A 24345-nucleotide genomic window follows, 5' to 3' on the forward strand; every position below is an offset into this window, starting at 1 on the left:
CACCACATGGTTACACAAGGCCCGGAACAGACACCTGGGCCAATGCAGAAGCCATGCTCGGGGCCAACGGCAGGCGCGGGATCAGCACCGCCTGCCAGGCGTGATAGAGGTCCGGCTTGCCGCCCCAGATCCGGGCTGACGGCTGGTTGTCCGGGCCCAGTTCGTGGTGCCAGCTACCGTGCCTGCGGTCGATGAAATGGGCCTCGCAGAATTCCCAGAAACAGCGGTACCAGGCCTCGTACTGGGCCTGGCCGGTGCGTTTGAGCAAGGCGCTGGCGGCGGCGCTGGCCTCGGCGTGGGTCCAGTGCAGGCGCTCGCGCACCACTGGCTGATGGTCCCAGTCCAGGGTGTAGACCATGCCCGGGGCGCCATCGACGCTCCAGCCATGGCGGCAGTTGCTTTCGAACAGCTTCTGCGCGTCCTGCACCAGCCAGCCGGGGGTCAGCATGCCAGCCTTCACCCGCGAAGCCTCCAGGTGCAGCAACAGCCGCGCCCATTCGAAGCCGTGTCCCGGGGTGGTGCCAAAGGGCCGGAAACCGTCGGCGGGAAAGGCCCGGTTGTAGTCACGAAGTGGTTGCCAGGCGAGGTCGAAATGCTCGATCACCATGAAGTCGTTGGCCGCCGCCTGAGTGTGGATCACCCGCTCGACGATCCGCAGGGCGCGGGTCAGCCAGCGTGAGTCCTGGGTGACATCGGCCAGGGCCAGGAACGCCTCGGTGGCGTGCATGTTGCTGTTGGCACCGCGATAGGCTTCCGGCTGACTCCAGTCGCAGTTGAAAGACTCGCGCAGCGCGCCCTCCTCCTCGCTCCAGAAATGCCGGTCGATGATGGCGATGGCCTCCTCCAGCAAACGCTCGGCGCCGGGACGTTGGGCCACCACCGCGGAGCTGGCCGCCAGAGCGACAAAGGCATGCAGGTAGGCGGCCTTGGTGCTGTTGCCGTCGGCCTGCCCGGCCACGGCGAACCAGCCGCCGTGCTCGGCATCACGCAAGGGCCCGCCGAGGGCGGCGATGCCGTGGTCCACCAGAGCGGCATAACCCGGCAGGCCCTGGATATGGGCCATGGCAAAGCTGTGGGTCATGCGCGCGGTGTTCATGGTTTCGGCCTGGGCGCCGCTGGGCAGGCGGCCCTGTTCATCGAGGTTGCCAAAGCCCGCGGGGAGCCGTGAGGCCTTGGCAAAATCCAGCAGGCGCAGGCCTTCGGCGGCGAGCCAGGCCTGATGTGCAGGGGCATTCAGCCAACTGCTGAATGGCAGGGAGAGAGCGTCCATGGGTGACCTGTTGTTGTTTTTATCGAAGGCTTGAGTCTAATCAAGCCGCCTGCGACCGCAGGTAACAAAGGACCTGCGCAATGTCACCAAACCGTGACATTGCACTCCCCCATAGGAGCCGGCTTGCCGGCGAAGAGGCCCTTGAGCCCTGTGGTGCCCTTGAGGACGCCTTCGCTGGCAAGCCAGCTCCGACACAAGCCAGCGCTTACAACGGCCGGCAGGTCAGTCGAAGGTCCGGGGCAGGTACAGGGTTACGCGCAGGCCGCCTTCGCGCAGGTTCTGCAGGCTGACTTCGCCGCCATGGCTGTGGGCGATGTTGCGGGCAATCCCCAGGCCCAGGCCGTAGCCCTGCTGCTGGCCAGCAAGACGGAAGTGCGGCTCGAAGACTTGCTCCAGGCGCTGCTCCGGTACGCCGGGGCCTTCGTCGTCGACATGCAGGACAAAGCCGCTGTCGTCGTCTTCGATGTGCAGGTGAGCGTTCTGTCCGTACTTCAGGGCATTGTCGATCAGGTTGCCCATGCAGCGCTTGAGCGCCAGGGGCTTGCCCGGGTAGCTGGCCAGGGCCCTGCCCTGTTGGGTCACGCGGCCATTGCCGTTGGGTGCCAGATAAGGCTCTACCAGGCAGTCGAGTACCTGATTGAGGTCCACCGGCTCGATGTTCTCGTGGATGTCGGTGTCCTTGACGCACTGCAGCGCGCCCTTGACCAGCAACTCCAGTTCATCCAGGTCGCGCCCGAACTTGGCCTGCAGTTGCTCGTCCTCCAACAATTCCACCCGCAGGCGCAAGCGGGTGATGGGGGTGCGCAGGTCATGGGAGATGGCGCTGAACAGCTGGCTGCGCTCGGTCAGGTAGCGGCTGATGCGCTCGCGCATGCTGTTGAAGGCCCGCCCCACTTCCACCACCTCGCTGCCACCGCCCTCCGCTACCGGCTCGACGTCGGCCCCCAGGGACATGTCCCGCGCCGCCCGGGCCAGGCGCTTGAGGGGCCGGCTCTGCCAATGCACCAACAGGCCGATGAACAACAGCAGAAAACCGCTGGTGAGCAGGATGAACCACACCTGCTGCGCCGGCAGGCCTTGTTCTTCCAGGCTGGTGTAGGGCTCGGGCAACAGCGAGGCGATGTACAGCCACTCTCCCGGCGCCATCTGGATCTGGGTCACCAGCACCGGCGGGTTTACCGGCTCCAGGGTCAGGGCGTAATGGGCCCAGGAGCGGGGCAATTCGTCGAGTTTGAGGCCGCCATTGAAGATCCGCAGATCATCGGGGCTGACAAAGGTCACGGAAATGTCCGCGTCATTGCCCAGGGACTGGCGCAACACCTGCTCCACAGCTTGCAACACCGCTTCTTTGCGCGGGGTGGCGGGCAGCACCTGCATGCCCAGGGGCTTGTCGTTCAGGGTCACGACAAACCGCGTACCGCCCATGCTGCGCAACTGGTCCAGCACCAGGGGCCGGTACGCCACCGGCAACGAACGCAGGTAACTGACGCTGGCGGTCATCGAGTGGGCCAGGCTGCGGGCGCTGGTCACCAGCCCTTCGAGCTGGGTGGCGCGCAGCTGGGAAACCCAGATCACGCTGGACAGCGCCTGGGCGAACAGCACCGCCAGCAGGGTCAAAAGCAGCATCCGCCCCAGCAGGGAACGGGGCACCGGCAGGCGCCGCAGCACTTTGCGCAATGCCTCAGTGGCCATTGCCGGCAACCACATTGGCTGCCAATTGATAGCCGCTGCCGCGCACGGTGCGAATCAGCCGCGGCGGCTTTTCGGTGTCACGCAGACGCTGGCGCAGGCGGCTCACCGCCATGTCGACGATGCGATCCAGGGGCATCAGGTCACGCCCGCGGGTGGCATTGCCGATGGTGTCGCGATCGAGGATTTCCTGGGGATGGTCGAGAAACAGCTTGAGCAGAGCGAAGTCGGCGCCGGAAAGAATCACCTCCTCGCCATCGTTGTGGAACAGCCGGTGGCTGATCACATCCAGGCGCCATTCGTCGAAGCACAGCACCTCGCCGACAACCCGCTCCTGGGTGAACTGCACGCGCCGCAGCAGGGCCTTGATCCGCGCCTGCAGCTCCCGGGGGCTGAAAGGCTTGCCCAGGTAGTCGTCGGCGCCCAGCTCCAGGCCGATGACCCGGTCGGCCTCGTCGGAGCTGGCGGTCAGCATGATGATCGGCACCTGGCTGCGCTTGGGATGCTGGCGGATCCAGCGGCACAGGCTGAAGCCGTCTTCGTCCGGCAGCATCACATCGAGGATCACCAGGTCGCTGGGCGCCTCGTTGAGGGCCAGGCGAAAGCCGGCCCCGTCGGCGGTGCTGCGCACCTGGAAGCCGCAGCGGCTGAGATAGGTTTCCAGCAGCTCGCGAATTTCCTGATCGTCGTCAACCAACAAAATCGACTTACTGACTGAACTCACCGGGGCCGTCCTTATTGTTAGGCAGGGTGCGCGATTATGCCTGATGCCGGGTCGCCTGCCAGGGCGGCGTCAGCCCTGGGCCTGCTCCAGGGCCACGCCGGCACCGGTGAGCCCGGAATAGGGCGCGGTCACCAGCCACACCGGGATGCCCTTGAAGTAATCGCTCATACAACCCTTGTCGGCAAAGCTCTTGGCAAAGCCGCTGTGGATGAAGAAATCGGCAAAGCGCGGAATCACCCCACCGACGATGTACACCCCGCCACGCCCCCCGGTGGTCAGCACGTTGTTGCCCGCCACCCGGCCCAGCCAGCAGCTGAACTGCTCCAGCACTTCCCGGGCGATCGGGTCGCCGGCCAGGCCGGCCGCGGTGATGGCCTCCGGAGTCTCGAGCCGCGGCTCATGGCCGTCCACCGCGCAGATCGCCCGGTACACCCGGGGCAGGCCGCCACCGCTGAGGGCGGTCTCGGCGCTGACATGGCCGATCTCGTCGTGAATGTGCTGCCAGAGCTGGGTTTCCCGCGCACTGCTCAAGGGCAGGTCGACATGCCCGCCCTCTCCCGGCAAGGCCATGTAACGACCGTCGCCGAAGTTCAGCAGGGTGCCCACCCCGAGGCCCGTGCCCGGGCCGATCACCACGGCCGGGCGCAAGGGCTCGGCAACGCCTTCGCAGACCACGCGAAATTCATCCGGCTGCAGGCGGGTCATGCCCAGGGCCATGGCCGAGAAGTCGTTGACCAACAGCAGTTGGTCCACCTGCAACGCCTGGCAGAAAGCCTGGCGGCTCAGGCGCCAGTGGTTGTTGGTGAAGCGAAACTCATCGCCGCTGACCGGGCCGGCCACCGACAGGCACACCGAGCCTATGGCACCCAGGGCCAGCCCCTGGTCCCGCAGGTAGGCCTTGATGGCGTCTTCCGGGCAGCTGTAGTCCGCAGTGGCGTGGACTTCGATCGCCTCCAGTTGTTGGTCTTTCCACAACGCGAAGCGCGCGTTGGTGCCACCGATATCACCGACCAGGGCCAGTTTCACTTGAGCGTCTCCAGGGCAGAGGTAAAGGCGCTGGCGCCCTGCTCTGCCGAGCTGAAGGCCATGCGCATGAAGGCGAAGAGTTCGCGGCCGGTGCCAACGTTGTTGCCCAGCAGGCCCTTGGCCGGCTCCCGGGCGGCGAATTCTGCGGCGTCTACCTTAAGCTCCAGGGTGCCCTTGACGCCATCCACGCGGATGATATCGCCGTCCAGCACCCGGGCCAGCGCGCCACCCACCTGGGCTTCGGGGCTGACATGGATCGCTGCCGGAATCTTGCCCGAAGCGCCGGACATGCGCCCGTCGGTGACCAGCGCCACCTTGAAGCCGCGGTCCTGCAGCACCCCGAGGAAGGGGGTCATCTTGTGCAGCTCGGGCATGCCGTTGGAGCGCGGGCCCTGGAAGCGCATCACCGCGACGAAGTCCTTCTCCAGCAGGCCGGCCTTGAAGGCATCGGCCAGGTCCTGCTGGTCCTGGAACACCACGGCCGGGGCCTCGACGATCTGGTGCTCCGGGGCCACGGCGGAAACCTTCATCACGCCGCGACCGAGATTGCCTTCCATGACCCGCAAGCCGCCCTCCGCAGAGAACGCCCGGGCCACCGGGCGCAGGATGTTTTCGTCCAGGCTTTCGATCGGGCCGTCGCGCCACACCAGCTTGCCGTTGTCCAGGAAGGGTTCCTGGGTATAGCGGCTCAGGCCGCGGCCGGCCACGGTATTGACGTCTTCGTGGAGCAGGCCGGCTTCCAGCAGCTCGCGGATCAGGAACGACATGCCGCCCGCCGCCTGGAAGTGGTTGATATCGGCCTTGCCGTTTGGATAGACGTGGGACAGGGTCGGCACCACCTCGGAGAGGTCGGCCATGTCCTGCCAGGTCAGCTGGATGCCCGCCGCCTGGGCGATGGCCGGCATGTGCAGGGTGTGGTTGGTGGAGCCGCCCGTGGCGTGCAGGGCAACGATGGAGTTGACCAGCACGCGCTCGTCGACGATCTCGCCAATCGGCATGAAGTTGCCGCTCTGCTTGGTCAGGCGCGTGACCTGCTGCGCCGCCTCATGGGTCAGGGCGTCGCGCAGCGGCGTATTGGGGTTGACGAAAGAGGCGCCCGGCAGGTGCAGGCCCATGACTTCCATCAGCAACTGGTTGGTGTTGGCGGTGCCGTAGAAGGTGCAGGTGCCGGGGCTGTGGTAGGACTTCATTTCCGACTCCAGCAGTTCCTCGCGGCTGGCCTTGCCTTCGGCGTAACGCTGGCGCACGTCGGCTTTCTGCTTGTTGGAAATGCCCGAGACCATGGGCCCGCCCGGAACGAAGATGGTCGGCAGGTGACCGAAGCGCAGGGCGCCCATCATCAACCCCGGGACAATCTTGTCGCAGATCCCCAGCATCAGCGCGGCATCGAACATGTTGTGAGAGAGGGCCACCGCCGTAGACAGGGCGATCACTTCACGGCTCGGGAGGCTCAGTTCCATGCCGGCCTCGCCCTGGGTCACGCCATCGCACATGGCCGGGGTGCCGCCGGCGAACTGGCCCACCGAGCCGATCTCGCGCAGGGCGCGCTTGATCTGCTCGGGGAACACCTCGTAAGGCTGGTGCGCCGATAACATGTCGTTATATGACGAAACAATTGCCACGTTGGCCGCATTCATCATCCGCAGGTTGTGCTTGTCGTCGGTGCCACAACCGGCCACGCCGTGGGCGAAGTTCGCACATTGCAGCTTGCCCCGCTGCGGGCCATCGCTGGCGGCATCGCGGATCAGCGCGAGATAGGCCTGGCGAGTGGCGCGACTACGGGCGATAAGCCGTTCGGTGACCTCAAGAACGCGGGGATGCATGTGTAGAACTCCAGGCTAACGGATGTGGCGACCTGTTTGTCTATGCTGATCAGACGCGCCACCGCTCAGGGACAGCGGAGGATGTTTCTGACCATTTGGACCAGTTGATTCAGGTCACTCGTTGTAGATAAGACAAAATATTGCCACTAAAAAGGCTTGTTTTCTATTTCTATGCGAATAATCTTGTAATTCCAACAACAAATTCAACGACAGGCGTTTGCACATGACTCTTCGAATCGCAATCAATGGTTTTGGCCGTATCGGCCGTAACGTCCTGCGCGCACTTTATACCCAAGGCTATCGCCAGGATCTGCAGATCGTCGCTATCAACGATCTCGGAGACAGCGCTATCAATGCCCACCTGCTGAAATACGACACCGTGCACGGCACTTTCGACGCCCAAGTCGAACACGATCAGGAAAGCCTCACCGTGAATGGCGACCGGATTGCCGTCAGCGCCATTCGCAACCCGGCCGAACTGCCCTGGGCCGCGGAGAAGATCGACGTGGTGTTCGAATGCACCGGCCTGTTCACCGACCGCGCCAAGGCTGCCGCCCATCTGACCGCCGGTGCCCGCAAGGTCATCATCTCGGCCCCGGCCAAGGGCGCCGACGCCACCGTGGTCTACGGGGTCAACCACGACATCCTGCGCCAGTCGCACCAGATCATCTCCAACGCCTCGTGCACCACCAACTGCCTGGCGCCAGTGGCCCAAGTACTGCACCGCGAGCTGGGCATCGACAACGGCCTGATGACCACCATCCACGCCTACACCAACGACCAGAACCTCACCGACGTCTACCACAGCGACCCCTATCGCGCCCGTTCGGCCACCCAGAACATGATCCCGAGCAAGACCGGCGCTGCCGAAGCGGTGGGCCTGGTGCTGCCGGAGCTGGCTGGCAAGCTGACCGGCATGGCCGTGCGAGTACCGGTGATCAACGTGTCCCTGGTGGACCTGACGGTGACCCTCAAGCGCGACACCACCGCCGAAGAGGTCAATGCCTTGCTCAAGAGCGCCAGCCAGCACTCGACGATCCTCGGCTACAACACCCTGCCGCTGGTCTCCAGCGACTTCAACCACAATCCGCTGTCGTCGATCTTCGACGCCAACCACACCAAGGTCAGCGGTGGCCGGTTGCTCAAGGTGCTGGCCTGGTACGACAACGAGTGGGGTTTCTCCAACCGCATGCTGGATAACTGCCTGGCCCTGTGCAACGCGGAATAAAACGGATATTCGTCGATGATCGGTATCAGTTTCACCCACAAGACCATGGCCGCGCGCAAGCGCATCGCCCTGGTCGCCCATGACCACTGCAAGGCGTTCCTGCTGGAGTGGGCCGGGCGGCAAAAGGCGCGCCTGGCCGAGCACGAGCTGGTTGCCACCGGTACCACCGGCCTGTTGCTGAGCAAGCACCTGGGGCTGCCGGTGGAAAGCATGATCAGCGGCCCCCTGGGCGGCGATCAGCAACTGGGGGCGCAGATTGCCGAGCAACGGGTCGACCTGCTGGTGTTCTTCTGGGACCCCTTCGAACCCCAGCCCCATGATCCGGACATCAAGGCCCTGTTGCGGGTAGCGGCGGTATGGAACATTCCGGTGGCCTGCAACGAGTGCAGCGCCGACTACCTGCTCAGCAGCCCGCTGATGAACCAGGCCCATGAGCACCGGATTCCCGACTATCAGGCCTACCTGGCCGGCCGAGGATAATTCACGCAAGGCTTGACCATTGACGTAGATGACAATCATTATCATCTGCTGAAAAAATGGATCAGGCCTTGCTGTGAGTCAATCGCACTTCAACCACGTCTTCCTCACCCAACGCATTTCTCTGCTGCGAACGCTGGAGCGGATGGTCAACAACCACAGCACCGCCGAAGACCTGCTGCAGGAAACCTACCTGCGCGTGACCCGGGCCCTGAGCGAGCGGCCGATCACGCACCTTGAACCCTTTGTCTTCCAGACCGCGCGCAACCTCGCCCTGGATCACCTGCGGGCCCGGCGCATCCAGGGCCGCACCCTGCTCGAAGACGTACCGCCGGAGGTGGTGGAGAATGTCGCCGCGCCCGTCAGCAGTGCCGAAGACGCGGCCCACGCCGAGCAGATGCTGGAACGCCTGAACCTCAGCCTCGGCCAGCTCAGCCCTCGCCAGCAGCAGATCTTCATCCTCAGCCGCCTGCACGGCCACAGTTACCAGGAGATCGCCGACGAGCTCGGGGTTTCACTGAGCACGGTGCAAAAGGAATTGAAACTGATCATGGCCATCTGCATCGGCGTCGCCGAACGTCTCGACGGCCAGTGAGTCTCAACCGCTGAGCAGAATGACTGCGGCAGCCCCGAGCCTTTGTTAACCTTGGCCGGCTTTCGCTCTCTCTTGAAAAAACAGCCGCGCACAGACGCAGCCGAGGAACACCCGTGACGGATTTTCACAGCGCCGAGCCGCCCACCCCTGCCGGCCCGCACTCAAGCACCCTGGCCATGGATCAGGCACTGGATTGGCTGATCGAGCTGGAACATCCGAACGAGGAACAAGTGCGCCAGTTTCATCAGTGGCTGGCGGCTTCACCGCTCAACGCCCAGGCCTTCGAAAAGGCCCAGGCGATCTGGAATGGCCCGCAAGTGGCGCAATGCGCCCTGACCCTGGCAGCGCCACCGAAAGTCTCGCGCCTGGCGCGCCTGCGCCCCCACTGGAAACCCCTGGCCACCGCCGCGGTGCTGCTGCTCGGATTATTCAGCTTCAGCAACCTGCCGCTGCGCCTGCAGGCCGACCACCTGACCCAGATCGGCGAGCGCCAGCGCCTGCAGCTCGAAGACGGTTCCAGGGTGCTGCTCAACACCAACTCGGCCTTTTCCAGCGACATCAACGATCACCAGCGCGTGGCCCGGCTGTACCAGGGCGAAGCCTTCTTCGAGATCCCCGGCAATCGCGGCCTGCCCCTGGAACTGGACGCCGGCCCGGTCAAGGCCAGCGTGCGCGACACCACCTTTGCCGTGCGCTACCTGGACGGCGTGGCACAAGTCCAGGTGCAGCGCGGTGACATCGACCTGCGCGCCACCCACGCCGACCAGCGCCTGCGCCTGCGCGCCGGGGAAAGCGTGCGGGTCGGGCCCCAGGGCTTCGACCAGCCGGCCAGGCTCGACGCCGACAAGGAGCTGGCCTGGGTCCAGGGCCGCCTGGTGTTCGAGAACTGCCCCCTGAGCCAGGTCCTGGCCGAACTGCGGCGCTATTACCCGGGCTGGATCGTCAACAACAACGAACACCTGGCAAAGATCGCGGTAACCGGCAACTACCGCCTGGATCAGCCTCTGGATGTGGTGCGTTCCCTGGCCCACATCACTTCGGCACGGCTTTCCGAGTTCCCGGCACTAGTGATTCTCAACTGAGAACAATTATTTTTACGCGATCTCTACGGGTCGTACGTCTCGTTATAGCCAATGCAACTGATTCGCATTTTGAATGCGTATCTGCACCTATAAAAGTTTCGTGCGACCCGGAGCGCTCTCGATGTCCCCTCGCCTCAACAGCCGATCCCCTGTTCCCTGTGCCCGCCTGCAAAACTGCACCCTGTCGCTGCTGACCGCAGCCATCCTGCTGGCCGGCGCCCACGCTGCCCCCGTGATGGCCGCCGATGCCCCGGCATCCTCCAGCCAGCGCATGGGCAACTACAACTTCGCTATCGCCCAGCAGCCGCTGGTATCGGCGCTCAACGCCTTTACTGCGGTCACCGGCTGGCAAGTGGGCCTGCCGGCGGAGCTGGGCAGCGGGGTGTCCTCCCCGGGCGTGCGCGGTTCGCTGCCACCGGAAAAGGCCCTGGATCGGCTGCTCAGCGGCACCAACCTGAGCTACCGCAAGCTGGGCAACAACAACATCGTTCTGGAAAAGCGCAGCGCAGCCAATGTGGTGAACCTGCAGCAGGTGACCATCAGCGCCACCCGTCAGGAGCAGGACATCAACTCGGTGCCCAGCACCGTGAGCGTGCACACCCGGGAAGAACTCGACCGCCAGAACGTCAACAACATCCGCGAACTGACCCGTTATGAACCAGGCGTCTCGGTGGGTGGCGCGGGCCTGCGTGGCGGCGGTATCAGTGGCTACAACATCCGCGGCATCGACGGCGACCGGATCCTGACCCAGGTCGATGGCGTAGAAGTGCCCAGCAGCTTCTTCAACGGGCCCTACGCTGAAACCCAACGCAACTACGTCGACCCGGAAATCATCAAGCGCGTGGAAATCCTCCGCGGCCCGGCTTCGGCGCTGTATGGCAGCAACGCCATCGGCGGCGCTGTGAGTTATTTCACCCTCGACCCGGATGACATCATCAAGCCAGGCCAGGATCTGGGCGCCCGCCTGAAAAGCGGCTACAGCTCCTCCGACAACAGCTGGCTGACCTCCGGCACTTTCGCCGGGCGCAGCGGCGAATTCGACGGCTTGCTGCACCTGAGCCAACGTAATGGCCGCGAAACCGAATCCTACGGCAGCACCGGCGGCACCGGCCTGAACCGTACCGAAGCCAACCCGGAAACCGTGCGCACCACCAGTGTGCTGGCCAAGCTGGGCTGGGACTACAACGACGATTCGCGCCTGGGCCTCACCTACGAGAAGTACAAGGACGACCGCGACAGCAACCAGCGCAGTGTGGTCGGCGGCCTGTTCTTCAACGGCACCGGCAGCAACCTGTACCGCGCCCGCACCGCCAACGACACCATCACCCGCGAGCGTTTCGGCCTGGAACACAGCTTTGCCCTCGACAGCGTCCTGGCGGACAAGATCAAGTGGAGCCTGAACTACCAGATCGCCAAGACCGACCAGCATGCCGACGAGATCTATCAGTCCGGGCGCCGTGTGGCGCGTACCCGAGACACCCTGTACCAGGAAAAGCAGTGGGTCTTCGATGCACAACTGGACAAGGCATTCACCCTGGCCGATACCGAGCACTTGCTGACCTACGGCACCAACATCAAGCAACAGAAAGTGACCGGCTACCGTTATGGCACCGCCACCTGCCTGAACGTGGCCACCAACTGCTCGGCCATTGGAGCCCCCAGCGCATCCCGGGGAGACAGCATCCCCAAATCCAGCGACTTCCCGGACCCGACCATCAACACCTATGGCCTGTTCGTCCAGGACCAGATCCAGTGGAACGACTGGACCTTCCTGCCCAGCCTGCGCTACGACTACACCCAGCTCAAACCTCACGTGACCGACGAGTTCGTCAACACCATCGTCGCCGCCGGAGGCAAGGCCTCGGAAATCAATGCCAACGAAAAGACCTGGCATCGCCTGTCGCCCAAGTTCGGCCTGACCTACGCGCTGACCGAGCAATACACCTGGTACGGCCAATACGCCGAAGGCTTCCGCACACCGACTGCCAAGGCGCTGTTCGGACGCTTCGAGAACCCGGGTGCCGGCTATTCGGTCACCCCCAACCCGGACCTGAAGCCGGAGAAGAGCAAGAGCTGGGAAACCGGCCTGCGCGGCAACTTCGAACACGGCAACTTCGATGTGGCGGTGTTCTATAACAAGTACAGCGATTTCATCAACGAAGATGCCATCGCTCCCGGCTACAACCAGATCAAGTTCCAGACCGCCAACATCAAGCACGCCACCATCAAGGGTGCCGAAGCCAAGGGCCGCCTGAACCTGGACGCCCTGGGTGCTCCACAGGGCCTCTACACCCTGGGCTCGGTGGCGTACGCCTACGGTCGCAATGCCGACAACGGTGAACCGATCAATAGCGTGAACCCGCTCAAGGCGGTGTTTGGCCTGGGCTACGACCAGGATAACTACGGCACCTTGCTCAGCTGGACCCTGGTCAAGCGCAAGGATCGAGTCGATGACACTGCGTTCAAAGCCCCGGACGGCCTGACCACCAGCAGCCAGTTCAAGACCCCCGGCTTCGGCATTCTCGACCTCACCGGGTTCTACAAGGTTACCGACGACGTCACTGTCAACGCCGGCCTGTACAACCTGACCGACAAGAAATACTGGAACTGGGACGACGTGCGCGGCTATGACGGCGTCGGCGAGGCCGGCATGCTCAACCCCGCCAACCTCGACCGCCTGACCCAGCCAGGCCGCAACTTCTCGGTCAACCTGGTGTGGGATATCTGACGCCTGGACACCTTACTGCCCTTTTTCATCCAGGGCAGTGAGGATTTTTTACTGTGTCGCGTCTTCTTGTTCGTCTAGTCACTAAGTGCCTCTCATTCTCAAGGACATCTGCATGACCTCCCAGGATTCCTCCCAGCGTCACCACCTGCGCTCCCAACGCCTGAACCAGATCACCCACGAGCCTCATTCCAAGCTCGACGCCCTGGTCAAGGCCCATGCGCCCTTCGAAACCCAAGGTGCATTCGCCCGTTTCGTGGTGGCCCAGTACCTGTTCCAGTCGGAACTGGTGGACCTGTACAACGATGCCGAACTGAACAAGATCGTCCCGGACCTGGCCGAGCGCTGCCGCGCCGAAGCTGCCAAGGCTGACCTGGCCGACCTGGAAACCGAGGTTCCTGCACCAGTGGCCGGTGCCGTCAGCAACCCGAGCCAGGCCGAAGCCCTGGGCTGGATCTTCGTCTCCGAGGGTTCCAAGCTGGGTGCCGCGTTCCTGATCAAGCGTGCCGTGGGCCTGGGCCTGAGCGAAACCTTCGGTGCCCGTCACCTGGGCGAACCAGCCGGTGGCCGCGCCGAAGGCTGGAAAACCTTCACTCGCATCCTCGACGGCCTGGAGTTCACCGCCGAAGAAGAAGCCGCGGCGGAAAAAGGTGCCCTGGATGCCTTCAACCGCTTCACCGTGCTGCTGGAACAGGCTTACTCCGGCGCCGCACAACCGGCCTGACCCGCGTAGTTGCGGGCAGGTGGCGCGCCAAGGCGTGCCCCTGCCCGCAGCGGTATTTTGTCGGCCGGCGGCATTCGCGGATTGAGCCGTACGACGCGTTACCTCATCATCGAAACCATGACCCCCACTCGCCCCTCCTCGTCGAAGATTTCCCGCCTGCTGTTTGGCGCGCTGGCCTATGTCAGCCTGGCCATCGGCCTGATCGCCATCGTCGTACCCGGCCTGCCGACCACCGAGTTCATCCTGCTGGCTGCCTGGGCCGCCACCAAGAGCTCGCCACGGCTAAGCGCCTGGATGGAGAACCATCGCCTGTTCGGGCCTATCCTATGCAACTGGCGCAACGGCCGGATCGTCAGCCGCAAGGCCAAGATCAGCGCCACGGTCAGCATGCTGCTGTGTGCCGGATTGATGCTGACCCTGCTCAACCATCACTGGACGATGTATGCCGCCATTGCCGGCATGACCCTGGGCAACCTGTGGATCTGGTCACGCCCAGAAGCCCTGCCGCAGGCCTCCTGACCTGCGCCCGCTGGCAGCTATGCCCTTGCCCCTGAGGCCATATATGTCAAGGACATGACCGTTCGTCGGCAGCCCCTCACGCAAAGGCCGCCCGAGCCGATGTTCCGGGCATAGCGCTGAATGGACTTGGCGACCGGAGTCATCCGATTCCGTGCTTTCCATCCGTCCTTTCGCGAGATCGCCCCCATGTTCGACTCTCTCTCCATTCGCCTGAAAATAGTGCTGTTGTCCGGACTGTGCCTGTTGGGCGTAGTGGCGCTGATCGTCGGCATGAACCTGTACCAGAGCCAGCAGAACAACCAACTGGTCAACACCTCCAGCACGCGGATGCTCACCGCCGGGGTCGAAGAGTTGCTGCAGGCAAAGGCCGCCGACCAGGCAGTACGGGTGCAGAAGACCTTCGGTGAAAGCAACCTGGTGATCACCGCCCTGGCGGACCAGGTACGCGACCTGCGTGACATGGCGAGCAAGCGCGGCCTGGAAGCTGCGGCACTGCGCGAAGAGCTCAACCACAGCCTGAAGACCGCCTTCGAGCGCAATCCCAAAGTGCTCGGCATCTGGCTGGCCTACGAACCCAACGCCCTGGATGGCAAGGACAGCGAATTTCTCAATGACGCAGCCCGTGCTTCCAACGAACGCGGGCGCTTCGCCACCTACTGGAGCCGATCCGGGGGCCAGCAGTTGAACACCGTGATGGTGGAAGACGACCTGACCAAGACCACCCTCAACCTCAGCGGCACCCCCTACAACGTCTGGTACACCTGCCCCCGCGACAGCCGCCGTACCTGCCTGCTGGACCCCTACGCCGACACCATCGGCGAGGACAAGAAACAGGTGCTGATGACCACCATCTCCCAGCCCTTGCTGGTGGACGGCAAGGTCATCGGGGTGATTGGCGTCGACATCGCCCTGGACTCCCTGCAGGCCGCGGCCGGCGAATCCCAGCGCTTTCTGTTCAACGGTGCCGGGCACATGATGATCGTCGCCGGCAGCGGCTTGCTGGCGGCCGTGGGCGCCGATGCCAGCCAGGTCGGCAAGAACATCAACGAAACCCTCGGCGCCCAGGGCAAGGATATCCTCGCGCTGCTCGCCGGCAACCAGAACAAGGTCCTGCAACAGGGTGAACTGATCCGCGCGGTCTACCCCTTCAGCCCGATTGCCGATGCCAAGCCCTGGGGCGTCACCATCGACCTGCCGCAACAAGTGCTGCTGGCAGACTCGGTAAAACTGCAAGGCCTGCTGGATGAGGCCCAGACCAGCGGCACGGTGAAAACCGTACTGGTGGCCGTCGGCGCCGGCCTGCTGGGCCTGCTGCTGATCTGGCTCAGCGCCTCGGGCGTGACCCGCCCGATCAACAGCGTGGCGCAGATGCTCAAGGCCATCGCCAGCGGCGACGGCGACCTGACCCAGCGCCTGGACTACAGCAAGAAAGACGAACTCGGCGAACTGGTGGGCTGGTTCAACCGCTTCCTCGACAAGCTGCAACCGACCATCGCCCAGATCAAGCAGAGCATCACCGAAGCCCGGGGCACCGCCGACCAGTCTTCGGAGATCGCCCGCCAGACCAGTGAAGGCATGCAGGTGCAGTTCCGCGAAATCGATCAAGTGGCCACCGCCTCCAACGAAATGAGCGCCACTGCCCACGATGTTGCCAACAGTGCCTCCAATGCCGCCCAGGCCGCCCGTGGCGCAGACCAGTCGGCCAAGGAAGGCATGACCATCATCGAGCGCAGCACCCGGGACATCAGCCTGCTGGCCGACGAGGTGAGCAAGGCGGTGGGGGAAGTCGAAGCCCTGGCGGTGAGCAGCGAACAGATAGGGTCGGTGCTGGAAGTGATCCGCAGTATTGCCGAGCAGACCAACCTGCTGGCCCTCAACGCCGCCATCGAAGCGGCCCGCGCCGGGGAAAGCGGTCGCGGTTTCGCCGTGGTGGCCGATGAAGTGCGCAACCTGGCCAAGCGCACCCAGGACTCGGTGGAGGAAATCCGCGTGGTGATCGAACGCATCCAGAGCGGCACCCGGGATGTGGTGACCACCATGCACGCCAGCCAGAGCCAGGCGCAGAACAATGCAGGGCAGATCCAGCAGGCAGTCCAGGCCCTGGGCAAGATCAGCGACGCGGTCACCGTGATCAGCGACATGAACCTGCAGATCGCCAGCGCTGCCGAGCAGCAGAGCGCGGTGGCCGAAGAGGTCAACCGCAACGTCTCGGCGATTCGCACCGTGACCGAAACCCTCACCGAACAGGCCAGTGAGTCGGCCCAGGTCAGCAGCCAGCTCAATGCCCTGGCCACCCAGCAAATGAAACTCATGGATCAGTTCCGCGTGTAAGCGCTGCTCCGGCGCCAGCCGCGGCCGATGACCAAGGGTGATCGACAGCCGCGGCAGTTTCAGGGTGCAATGCCCTCCCCTGATCCGCGGAGTGGGCCATGACCGAGTTACTCGCATCCATCCAGGCCGCGCTGGGCCTGGCGTCATCAAGCATCCGGCAAACCGGCCAGGGCGCCCTGCCCTCGGCCTTCGCCGTGACCGACCTGGCCAGCGCCAGCATTGCCGCTGCCGGGCAGGCAGTCGCTGAACTCCTGTACAGCCAGACCGGACGCCTGCCAGAGGTCAGCGTCGACCGGCGCCTGGCCTCGTTCTGGTTCGCCAGCTCGATCCGCCCGCAGGGCTGGAGCCTGCCATCACCCTGGGACCCGATTGCCGGCGACTACGCCAGCCGCGACGGCTGGATTCGCCTGCACACCAACGCACCTCAGCACCGGGCCGCCGCCGAACGGGTGCTGGGAGCGGTGACCGAACGCTCGGCCATGGCCGCCCAGGTGGCCACCTGGAACGCCCTGGAACTGGAGCAGGCGATAGTCGACCAGGGCGGTTGTGCCGCGCAGATGCGCAGCTGGGCGCAGTGGCAGGCCCACCCCCAGGGCCAGGCGGTAAACAGCGAACCCCTGGTGCACTGGCTGCCCCAGGCCGATCAGCGGCACAAGGCCTGGAGCGGTCGCGTCGACCGGCCCCTGGCCGGGCTCAAGGTACTGGACCTGACCCGGGTCCTGGCGGGCCCGGTGGCCAGCCGCCTGCTGGCGGGGCTGGGCGCCGAGGTGTTGCGCATCGATCCGCCACACTGGAACGAGCCGGCCCTGGAGCCGGAGGTGACCCTGGGCAAACGCTGCGCGCGCCTCGATCTGCACGACCTTGAGCAGCGTGCCCTGTTCGAAGGCCTGCTGGCGCAGGCCGACCTGCTTCTGCATGGCTACCGCGCCGATGCCCTGGAACACCTGGGTTATGACGCCCAGGCACGCCAGAAAATCGCTCCGGGGCTGATCGAAGTCAGCCTCAATGCCTACGGCTGGAGCGGCCCCTGGCGCAACCGCCGGGGCTTCGACAGCCTGGTGCAGATGAGCTGCGGCATCGCCGAAGTCGGCATGGCCTGGAAAGCCGCGGACAGGCCTGTACCACTGCCGGTCCAGGCCCTGGATCACGCCACCGGTTACCTGATGGCAGCCAGCGCCCTGCGGGCACTGACCCGGTCCCTGAGCGGCGAGCAGGGCGCATCGGCGCGCCTGTCCCTGGCCCGTACCGCCCAGTTGCTGGTTGATCATTCCCCGTCAGCAACCGCCGAAACTCCACTGCGCGCCGAAGACCACGAGGATCAGGGGCTGGTGCTGGAACAGACCCCTTGGGGGCCGGCGCGGCGCCTGCGGGTGCCGTTGCACATCAATGGAACGCCGGTGCAGTGGAGTTGCCCGGCCACCGCCCTGGGCGCCCATCGCCCCAGATGGTGGTGAAGGCCTTGGCTGGCAGTTGATCCCGTAGGAACCGGCAGACCGTTTCAGCCCATGGCCGCCCACAAATGCTGCGCCGCATAACCGCGCCACGGCCGCCAGGCCTCGGCCCGGGCCAGCAGTTGGCGGGCATTGGGCCGCAGCCCCTGCAGACGTGCCACAGCGTTGAACAGGCCTACGTCCGCCGCCGGAAAGGCATCGCTCTCGCGCAACTGGCGCAGGGCGATATATTGCGCGGTCCAATCGCCGATTCCCGGCAATTGCAACAGGCGCTCCACCCCCTGTTGCAGGCTGGCCCTGGGTTCGAACAGGAGTGGATCGTCGAGCAAGGCCTGGGCCACGGCAGACAGCGTGCGTGCCCGGCTGCGGGGCATTCACAGGTCGGCTAGGTTGGCAGTGGACACCACCTGGGGAATGGGAAACAGGTGGGTCAAACCGGGCCACTGCGGGTCGGGACTGGCCAGCAACCGGCCATGCACCGCCACCAGCTTGCCCGCCAGGCGGATCGCGCCCTGCACGGTGATCTGCTGGCCCAGCACGGCGCGAATGGCCAGCTCGAAACCGTCCCAGGCCCCGGGTACTCGCAGGCCCGGGCGTGCCGCCAGCAACGGTGCGAGCAGCGGATCACGGGCCAGATGGCGGTTGATCAGGGGCAGGTCCGCGTCCAGATCGAATTGCCGGCGCAAGCGCGCCAGCACCTGGGGCAGCAGGGCCTGCTCGGCCCCCTGCAACTGCACCTGCAAATGGCCTGCAGGCCCCGGGCAGACACTCAAGGTGCCTTGCCCGCCCGCCAGCGCGAAGGTGCGGGCATAAGTATCGCCCTGCACCACCTCCAGGCCTTCGATGGCGCGGGCCCTGAGAAAGCCCAGCATCGCCGGCCAGTCGTAGGCGCCCTGGTAGGGCAGGTGATGAATCACAGCGCCAGCAGGCCGCTGTACAAGCCATAGGCCGCCAATGAGGCGCCGATGACCACGGCCGCGAAGATCAGTTTTTCCAGCGGGGTGAACAACGGCTCGCCCTGCTCATGCTTGGCCTTGGCGAACAGGATCACCCCCGGCGCATACAACAAGGCCGACAGCAGCAGGTACTTCAAGCCACCGGCGTACAGCAGCCAGATGGCATAGCTCAGGGCCACGGTGGCGATGAACAGGTCCTTCTTGCGTTCCCGGGAGGCCTGCTCGTAGGTTTCCCCGCGACCGCTGAGCAGCACCGCATAGGCCGCCGACCATAGGTAGGGCACCAGGATCATCGACGACGCCAGGTAGATCAGGCTGGTGTAGGTGCCGGCAGAGAACAGGGTGATCAGCAGAAAGATCTGGATCATCACGTTGGTCAGCCACAAGGCATTGACCGGCACATGGTTGGCGTTTTCCTTCTTCAGGAAAGCCGGCATGGTCCGGTCCCGGGCGGTGGCGTAGAGGATCTCGGCGCACAGCAAGGCCCAGGACAGCAAGGCCCCCAGCAGGGAAACCGCCAGGCCGATGCTGATCAGCAAGGCGCCCCAGGGGCCGACGATATGCTCCAGCACTGCCGCCAGGGAAGGGTTCTGCAATTGCGCCAGCTCCGGCTGGCTCATGATCCCCAACGACAGCACGTTGACCAGAACCAGCAGCGCCAGCACCCCGAGAAAACCGATCACCGTGGCCCGCCCGACATCGGCGCGCTTCTGCGCCCGGGCCGAATACACGCTGGCGCCCTCGATACCGATGAACACGAACACCGTGACCAGCATCATGTTGCGCACCTGGTCCATCACCCCGCCGAAGTTCGGGTTGCTGCGGCCCCAGATATCCCGGGTGAAGATATCCGCCTTGAATGCCACGGCAGCGATGACGATGAACATCACCAGCGGCACGATCTTCGCCACCGTGGTCAGCTGGTTGATGAACGCCGCCTCCTTGATCCCCCGCAACACCAGGAAATGCACGGCCCACAGCAGGACCGAGGCACAACCGATGGCCACCGGGGTATTGCCCTGGCCGAACACCGGAAAGAAATAGCCCAGGGTGCTGAACAGCAGGACGAAGTAGCCGACGTTGCCCAGCCAGGCACTGATCCAGTAACCCCAGGCCGATGAAAAGCCCATGTAGTCGCCGAACCCGGCCTTGGCATAGGCGTAGACCCCGGAATCGAGCTCCGGCTTGCGGTTGGCCAGGGTCTGGAAGACGAAGGCCAGGGTCAGCATCCCCACCGCGGTGATGGCCCAGCCGATCAGCACCGCTCCGGCATCGGCCCGGGCCGCCATATTCTGCGGCAGCGAGAAGATCCCGCCGCCAATCATGGAACCCACCACCAGGGCGATCAATGCACCGAGTTGCAGCTTCTGCGCCGGTTGTGACATCCCTACCTCTGCTTCAGTGAGTCGATCTGGCGATTAAAGCTACACGCTATTAAATAACTTCTACAAATTTGCGTCTAACAGTAACAGTCAATTATTTATCCTTTATGCAACGGGCCTCTGGACACCTCGTAGAAAGCCCTGAATAACCGACTGTTTTGTTATGTATATGCACTAAGTGCCATCACTACCAAGTGATTAATCAATGCCGCTGAAAGATTTGCACATTCCCCAAAAGGGTCTAGTTTCAAACGTCGTCGGCAATGAGAACCGCTACTGATAAGGAGATCGAAACCTGTCTGGAATGGCCCTCTCCGGGCAGCATTCTACCCCCCGCAACAAATCTTAAGTCATTCATTCACAACGGAATGCAGTAATGAACTGATCTGAGTCAGCTGTTCGGATTGCAAGCAGATTTACTCTGACGTCTCTCTTCTCCTGCATTGGAGTCATGCAATGTCTGAATCCCCCGGTAAACTAAGACTGGGCGCCTTAGTCGCCCTGGTAGTGGGTTCCATGATTGGCGGCGGGATCTTCTCCTTACCGCAAAACATGGCCGCCAGCGCCGATGTTGGTGCTGTTCTTATTGGTTGGGCAATTACCGCTGTCGGCATGTTGACCCTGGCCTTCGTCTTCCAAACTCTAGCCAATCGCAAACCTGACCTGGATGGCGGCGTCTACGCCTACGCCAAGGCCGGGTTCGGTGACTACATGGGCTTTTCATCGGCCTGGGGTTACTGGATCAGCGCCTGGCTGGGCAACGTCGGCTACTTCGTCCTGCTGTTCAGCACCCTGGGCTATTTCTTCCCGATCTTCGGCGAGGGCAACACCCCCGCGGCCGTGATCGGCGCCTCTGTTTTGCTCTGGGCCGTGCACTTCCTGGTGCTGCGCGGCATTAAGGAAGCGGCCTTCATCAACCTGGTGACCACGGTTGCCAAGGTGGTGCCGCTGCTGCTGTTCGTGCTGATCGCCCTGTTCGCCTTCAAGCTGGATATCTTCACCGCCGACATCTGGGGCGTGAAGAATCCGGACCTGGGCAGCGTGATGAACCAGGTGCGCAACATGATGCTGGTCACCGTGTGGGTGTTCATCGGCATCGAGGGCGCGAGCATCTTCTCGTCCCGGGCGGAGAAACGCTCGGATGTGGGCAAGGCCACCGTCATCGGCTTCATCACCGTGCTGCTGTTCCTGGTGCTGGTGAACGTGCTGTCCCTGGGGATCATGACCCAGCCGGAACTGGCCAAGCTGCAGAACCCGTCCATGGCGGCAGTGCTGGAGCATGTGGTGGGCCACTGGGGCGCGGTACTGATCAGCGTCGGCCTGATCATCTCGCTGCTGGGGGCGCTGCTGTCCTGGGTGCTGCTGTGCGCGGAAATCATGTTCGCCGCCGCCAAGGACCACACCATGCCGGAGTTCCTGCGCCGCGAGAACGCCAACCACGTACCGGCCAACGCCCTGTGGCTGACCAATGCCATGGTGCAGATATTCCTGGTCATCACCCTGTTCTCGGCCAGTACCTACCTGTCGCTGATCTACCTCGCCACCTCGATGATCCTGGTGCCCTACCTGTGGTCGGCGGCCTACGCAGTACTGCTGGCGGTGCGCGGCGAAAGCTATGAACAGGCCCTGGCCGAACGCAAGAAGGACCTGATCATCGGCAGCATCGCCCTGCTCTACGCGATCTGGCTGCTGTATGCCGGCGGGGTCAAGTACCTGCTGCTCTCGGCCCTGCTCTACGCCCCCGGCGTGGTGCTGTTCGCCAAGGCCAAGATGGAACTGCACAAACCGATTTTCACCAACGTCGAGAAGCTGATTTTTGCCGCAGTGGTCATAGGCGCCCTGGTGGCGGCCTACGGACTCTACGACGGCTTCCTGACCCTATAGCTCTAGCAACACCCCCGATTGTTTTGTCTCTGGAGGATCACAGTAATGACCACGGAAAAAGTTAAGTACGGCGTACATTCCGAAGCCGGCAAACTGCGCAAAGTCATGGTTTGTTCCCCAGGCCTGGCCCATCAGCGGCTGACCCCGAACAACTGCGATGAACTGCTGTTCGATGATGTGCTGTGGGTGGCCCAGGCCAAACGCGACCACTTCGACTTCGTCACCAAGATGCGTGAGCGGGATATCGATGTGCTGGAAATGCACAACCTGCTGACCGACATTGTCGCCATGCCCGAAGCCCTGGACTGGATTCTGGAGCGCAAGATCACCGCCAACCAGGTCGGCCTGGGCCTGGTCAACGAAGTCGGTTCGTGGCTGCGCAGCCTGGAGCCGCGCAAGGTCGCCGAGTACCTGATCGGCGGTGTATCGGCCGATGACCTGCCCACCAGCTTCGGTGGCAAGACCATCGAGATGTTCCGCGACTTCCTCGGCCACTCCAGCTTCATCCTGCCGCCGCTGCCCAACACCCAGTTCACCCGCGACACCACCTGCTGGATCTACGGCGGCGTGACCCTGAACCCGATGTACTGGCCGGCGCGACGTCAGGAAACCCTGCTGACCACCGCCATCTACAAGTTCCACCCCGAGTTCACCAACGCCGACTTCCAGATCTGGTACGGCGACCCGGACCAGGAACACGGCAACGCCACCCTGGAAGGCGGCGACGTGATGCCGATCGGCAACGGCGTGGTCCTGATCGGCATGGGCGAGCGCTCCTCGCGTCAGGCCATCGGCCAACTGGCGCTGAACCTGTTCAAGCACAAGGCCGTGGAGCGCGTGATCGTCGCCGGCCTGCCGAAATCCCGCGCGGCGATGCACCTGGACACCGTGTTCAGCTTCTGCGACCGCGACCTGGTCACGGTCTTCCCGGAAGTGGTGAGCCAGATCGTCGCCTTCAGCCTGCGCCCTGACGAAAGCAAGCCCGGCGGCATCGATGTGCGTCGCGAAGAGACCAGCTTCCTCGACACCGTGGCCAAGGCCCTCAACCTCAAGGCCCTCCGCGTGGTGGAAACCGGTGGCAACGCCTTCGCCGCCGAGCGCGAGCAATGGGACGACGGCAACAACGTGGTGGCCGTGGAACCCGGCGTGGTCATCGGCTACGACCGCAACACCTACACCAACACCCTGCTGCGCAAGGCCGGGGTCGAGGTCATCACCATCAGCGCCGGCGAACTGGGCCGGGGCCGTGGCGGCGGCCACTGCATGACCTGCCCGATCATCCGCGACCCGATCGACTACTAAGCGACCCTATCCGACATAGCAGCTTGCCGTTGCCCCTACAAAGGGCCTCGGCAAGTGGACGACCGAAATCAAAGGAGATCCATCATGGCTTTCAACATCCACAACCGTAACCTGCTGAGCCTGGAACACCACACCCCACGTGAGCTGCGCTACCTGCTGGACCTGTCCCGCGACCTCAAGCGCGCCAAGTACACCGGCACCGAGCAGCAGCACCTCAAGGGCAACAACATCGCCCTGATCTTCGAAAAGACCTCGACCCGTACCCGTTGCGCCTTCGAAGTGGCGGCCTATGACCAGGGCGCCAACGTCACCTACATCGACCCCAACTCCTCGCAGATCGGCCACAAGGAAAGCATGAAGGACACTGCCCGAGTGCTGGGGCGCATGTACGACGCCATCGAGTACCGCGGCTTCAAGCAGGAAATCGTCGAAGAACTGGCGAAATTCGCCGGGGTTCCGGTGTTCAACGGCCTGACCGATGAATACCACCCGACCCAGATGATCGCCGACGTGCTGACCATGCGTGAGCACGCCGACAAGCCGATCCACGAGATCAGCTACGCCTACCTGGGCGATGCGCGCAACAACATGGGCAACTCTCTGCTGCTGGTGGGCGCCAAGCTCGGCATGGACGTGCGCATCTGCGCGCCCAAGGCCCTGTGGCCCCATGACGACCTGGTGCAGCGCTGCAAGCAATACGCAGAGGAAAGCGGTGCCCGCATCACCCTCACCGAGGATCCGAAAGCCGCGGTCAAGGGCGTGGACTTCATTCACACCGACGTCTGGGTCTCCATGGGCGAACCGGTGGAAGCCTGGGCCGAGCGTATCGAGCAACTGCTGCCCTACCAGGTCAACGCCCAGCTGATGAAAGCCACCGGCAACCCACGGACCAAGTTCATGCACTGCCTGCCGGCTTTCCACAACAGCGATACCAAGGTCGGCAAGCAGATCGCCGAGCAGTATCCGCACCTGGCCAACGGCATTGAAGTGACCGACGACGTGTTCGAGTCGCCCGCCTGCATCGCCTTCGAGCAAGCGGAAAACCGCATGCACACCATCAAGGCGATCCTGGTTTCGACCCTGGCCGACCTGTAATCCCCCTCCAGCACCGGGGGCGCCCAGGCGGCGTCTGCACCGGGGTCTCGAAAGGCTGTATT

18 protein-coding genes and 1 pseudogene are annotated in these 24345 nt (G+C 63.9%); 12 read left to right on the forward strand and 7 right to left on the reverse strand.

Annotated features, from left to right (window positions below):
• Positions 1-10 precede the first annotated feature (10 nt).
• The 5 genes from AC1RMG_RS14930 to edd form a co-directional block, all read right to left on the reverse strand.
• Positions 11-1270, reverse strand: a complete 1260-nt coding sequence (locus AC1RMG_RS14930) for a D-mannose isomerase (protein WP_015636742.1) — start codon at positions 1268-1270, stop codon at positions 11-13.
• 222 nt (positions 1271-1492) lie between these two features.
• Positions 1493-2962 (reverse strand): ATP-binding protein, encoded by a 1470-nt coding sequence (locus tag AC1RMG_RS14935; RefSeq protein ID WP_019094564.1) that lies wholly within the window; start codon positions 2960-2962, stop codon positions 1493-1495.
• Positions 2952-3683, reverse strand: coding sequence for a response regulator (locus AC1RMG_RS14940; protein WP_015636744.1), 732 nt, complete (start codon positions 3681-3683; stop codon positions 2952-2954). Before AC1RMG_RS14940 ends, AC1RMG_RS14935 begins: the two co-directional genes overlap by 11 nt.
• Before the next feature lie 69 nt (positions 3684-3752).
• Positions 3753-4709: a glucokinase gene (locus AC1RMG_RS14945; protein WP_011062875.1), complete on the reverse strand. Its 957-nt coding sequence runs from the start codon at positions 4707-4709 to the stop codon at positions 3753-3755.
• Positions 4706-6532 (reverse strand): phosphogluconate dehydratase, encoded by a 1827-nt coding sequence (gene edd / locus AC1RMG_RS14950; protein WP_019094563.1) that lies wholly within the window; start codon positions 6530-6532, stop codon positions 4706-4708. Before edd ends, AC1RMG_RS14945 begins: the two co-directional genes overlap by 4 nt.
• Positions 6533-6755: 223 nt before the next feature.
• Between edd and gap the strand changes: the two genes are divergently transcribed.
• The 9 genes from gap (at position 6756) to AC1RMG_RS14995 (ending at position 17667) form a co-directional block, all read left to right on the forward strand.
• Positions 6756-7760 carry a type I glyceraldehyde-3-phosphate dehydrogenase gene (gene gap, locus AC1RMG_RS14955; RefSeq protein ID WP_011062877.1) on the forward strand — a complete coding sequence of 335 codons (1005 nt, stop codon included), beginning with the start codon at positions 6756-6758 and terminating at the stop codon, positions 7758-7760.
• A gap of 15 nt (positions 7761-7775) precedes the next feature.
• Positions 7776-8240 carry a methylglyoxal synthase gene (locus AC1RMG_RS14960; RefSeq protein ID WP_011062878.1) on the forward strand — a complete coding sequence of 155 codons (465 nt, stop codon included), beginning with the start codon at positions 7776-7778 and terminating at the stop codon, positions 8238-8240.
• Between the two features lie 73 nt (positions 8241-8313).
• On the forward strand, positions 8314-8832 hold the full coding sequence (locus tag AC1RMG_RS14965; protein ID WP_011062879.1) for an RNA polymerase sigma factor: 519 nt from the start codon (positions 8314-8316) through the stop codon (positions 8830-8832).
• Between the two features lie 113 nt (positions 8833-8945).
• Complete coding sequence (locus AC1RMG_RS14970; RefSeq protein WP_262211927.1) at positions 8946-9914, forward strand: FecR family protein; 969 nt, start codon at positions 8946-8948, stop codon at positions 9912-9914.
• A 121-nt stretch (positions 9915-10035) separates the two neighbouring features.
• Positions 10036-12642: a TonB-dependent receptor gene (locus AC1RMG_RS14975; RefSeq protein ID WP_125062094.1), complete on the forward strand. Its 2607-nt coding sequence runs from the start codon at positions 10036-10038 to the stop codon at positions 12640-12642.
• Between the two features lie 112 nt (positions 12643-12754).
• Positions 12755-13363, forward strand: coding sequence for a biliverdin-producing heme oxygenase (locus AC1RMG_RS14980; protein WP_011062882.1), 609 nt, complete (start codon positions 12755-12757; stop codon positions 13361-13363).
• 117 nt (positions 13364-13480) lie between these two features.
• Positions 13481-13882 (forward strand): YbaN family protein, encoded by a 402-nt coding sequence (locus AC1RMG_RS14985; protein ID WP_053153419.1) that lies wholly within the window; start codon positions 13481-13483, stop codon positions 13880-13882.
• A 186-nt stretch (positions 13883-14068) separates the two neighbouring features.
• Positions 14069-16213 carry a methyl-accepting chemotaxis protein gene (locus tag AC1RMG_RS14990; protein WP_011062884.1) on the forward strand — a complete coding sequence of 715 codons (2145 nt, stop codon included), beginning with the start codon at positions 14069-14071 and terminating at the stop codon, positions 16211-16213.
• Between the two features lie 98 nt (positions 16214-16311).
• Positions 16312-17667 (forward strand): CoA transferase, encoded by a 1356-nt coding sequence (locus AC1RMG_RS14995; RefSeq protein WP_493169539.1) that lies wholly within the window; start codon positions 16312-16314, stop codon positions 17665-17667.
• Positions 17668-17711: 44 nt separating this feature from the next.
• Here the strand turns inward: AC1RMG_RS14995 and AC1RMG_RS15000 are convergent.
• Together AC1RMG_RS15000 and arcD (AC1RMG_RS15005) are read right to left on the reverse strand one after the other, a co-directional pair.
• Positions 17712-18581 (reverse strand): annotated as a pseudogene (locus AC1RMG_RS15000) (DNA-3-methyladenine glycosylase family protein).
• Positions 18578-20005: an arginine-ornithine antiporter gene (gene arcD, locus AC1RMG_RS15005; protein WP_011062887.1), complete on the reverse strand. Its 1428-nt coding sequence runs from the start codon at positions 20003-20005 to the stop codon at positions 18578-18580. Before arcD (AC1RMG_RS15005) ends, AC1RMG_RS15000 begins: the two are co-directional and overlap by 4 nt.
• A gap of 453 nt (positions 20006-20458) precedes the next feature.
• On the opposite strand from arcD (AC1RMG_RS15005), the gene arcD (AC1RMG_RS15010) reads away from it, so the two are divergent.
• The 3 genes from arcD (AC1RMG_RS15010) to AC1RMG_RS15020 all read left to right on the forward strand — a co-directional run bounded on the left by arcD (AC1RMG_RS15010) (position 20459) and on the right by AC1RMG_RS15020 (position 24283).
• The gene (gene arcD / locus AC1RMG_RS15010) at positions 20459-21886 is read left to right on the forward strand and encodes an arginine-ornithine antiporter (RefSeq protein ID WP_011062888.1); all 1428 of its coding nucleotides are present in this window, start codon (positions 20459-20461) and stop codon (positions 21884-21886) included.
• 45 nt (positions 21887-21931) lie between these two features.
• Positions 21932-23188, forward strand: coding sequence for an arginine deiminase (arcA, locus tag AC1RMG_RS15015; protein ID WP_011062889.1), 1257 nt, complete (start codon positions 21932-21934; stop codon positions 23186-23188).
• A gap of 84 nt (positions 23189-23272) precedes the next feature.
• A complete protein-coding gene (locus AC1RMG_RS15020; RefSeq protein ID WP_015636749.1) occupies positions 23273-24283 on the forward strand; it encodes an ornithine carbamoyltransferase in 1011 nt (336 codons plus the stop codon).
• Positions 24284-24345 lie beyond the last annotated feature (62 nt).

The sequence above is a fragment of the Pseudomonas sp. GW822-FHT04H02 genome (assembly GCF_058800645.1).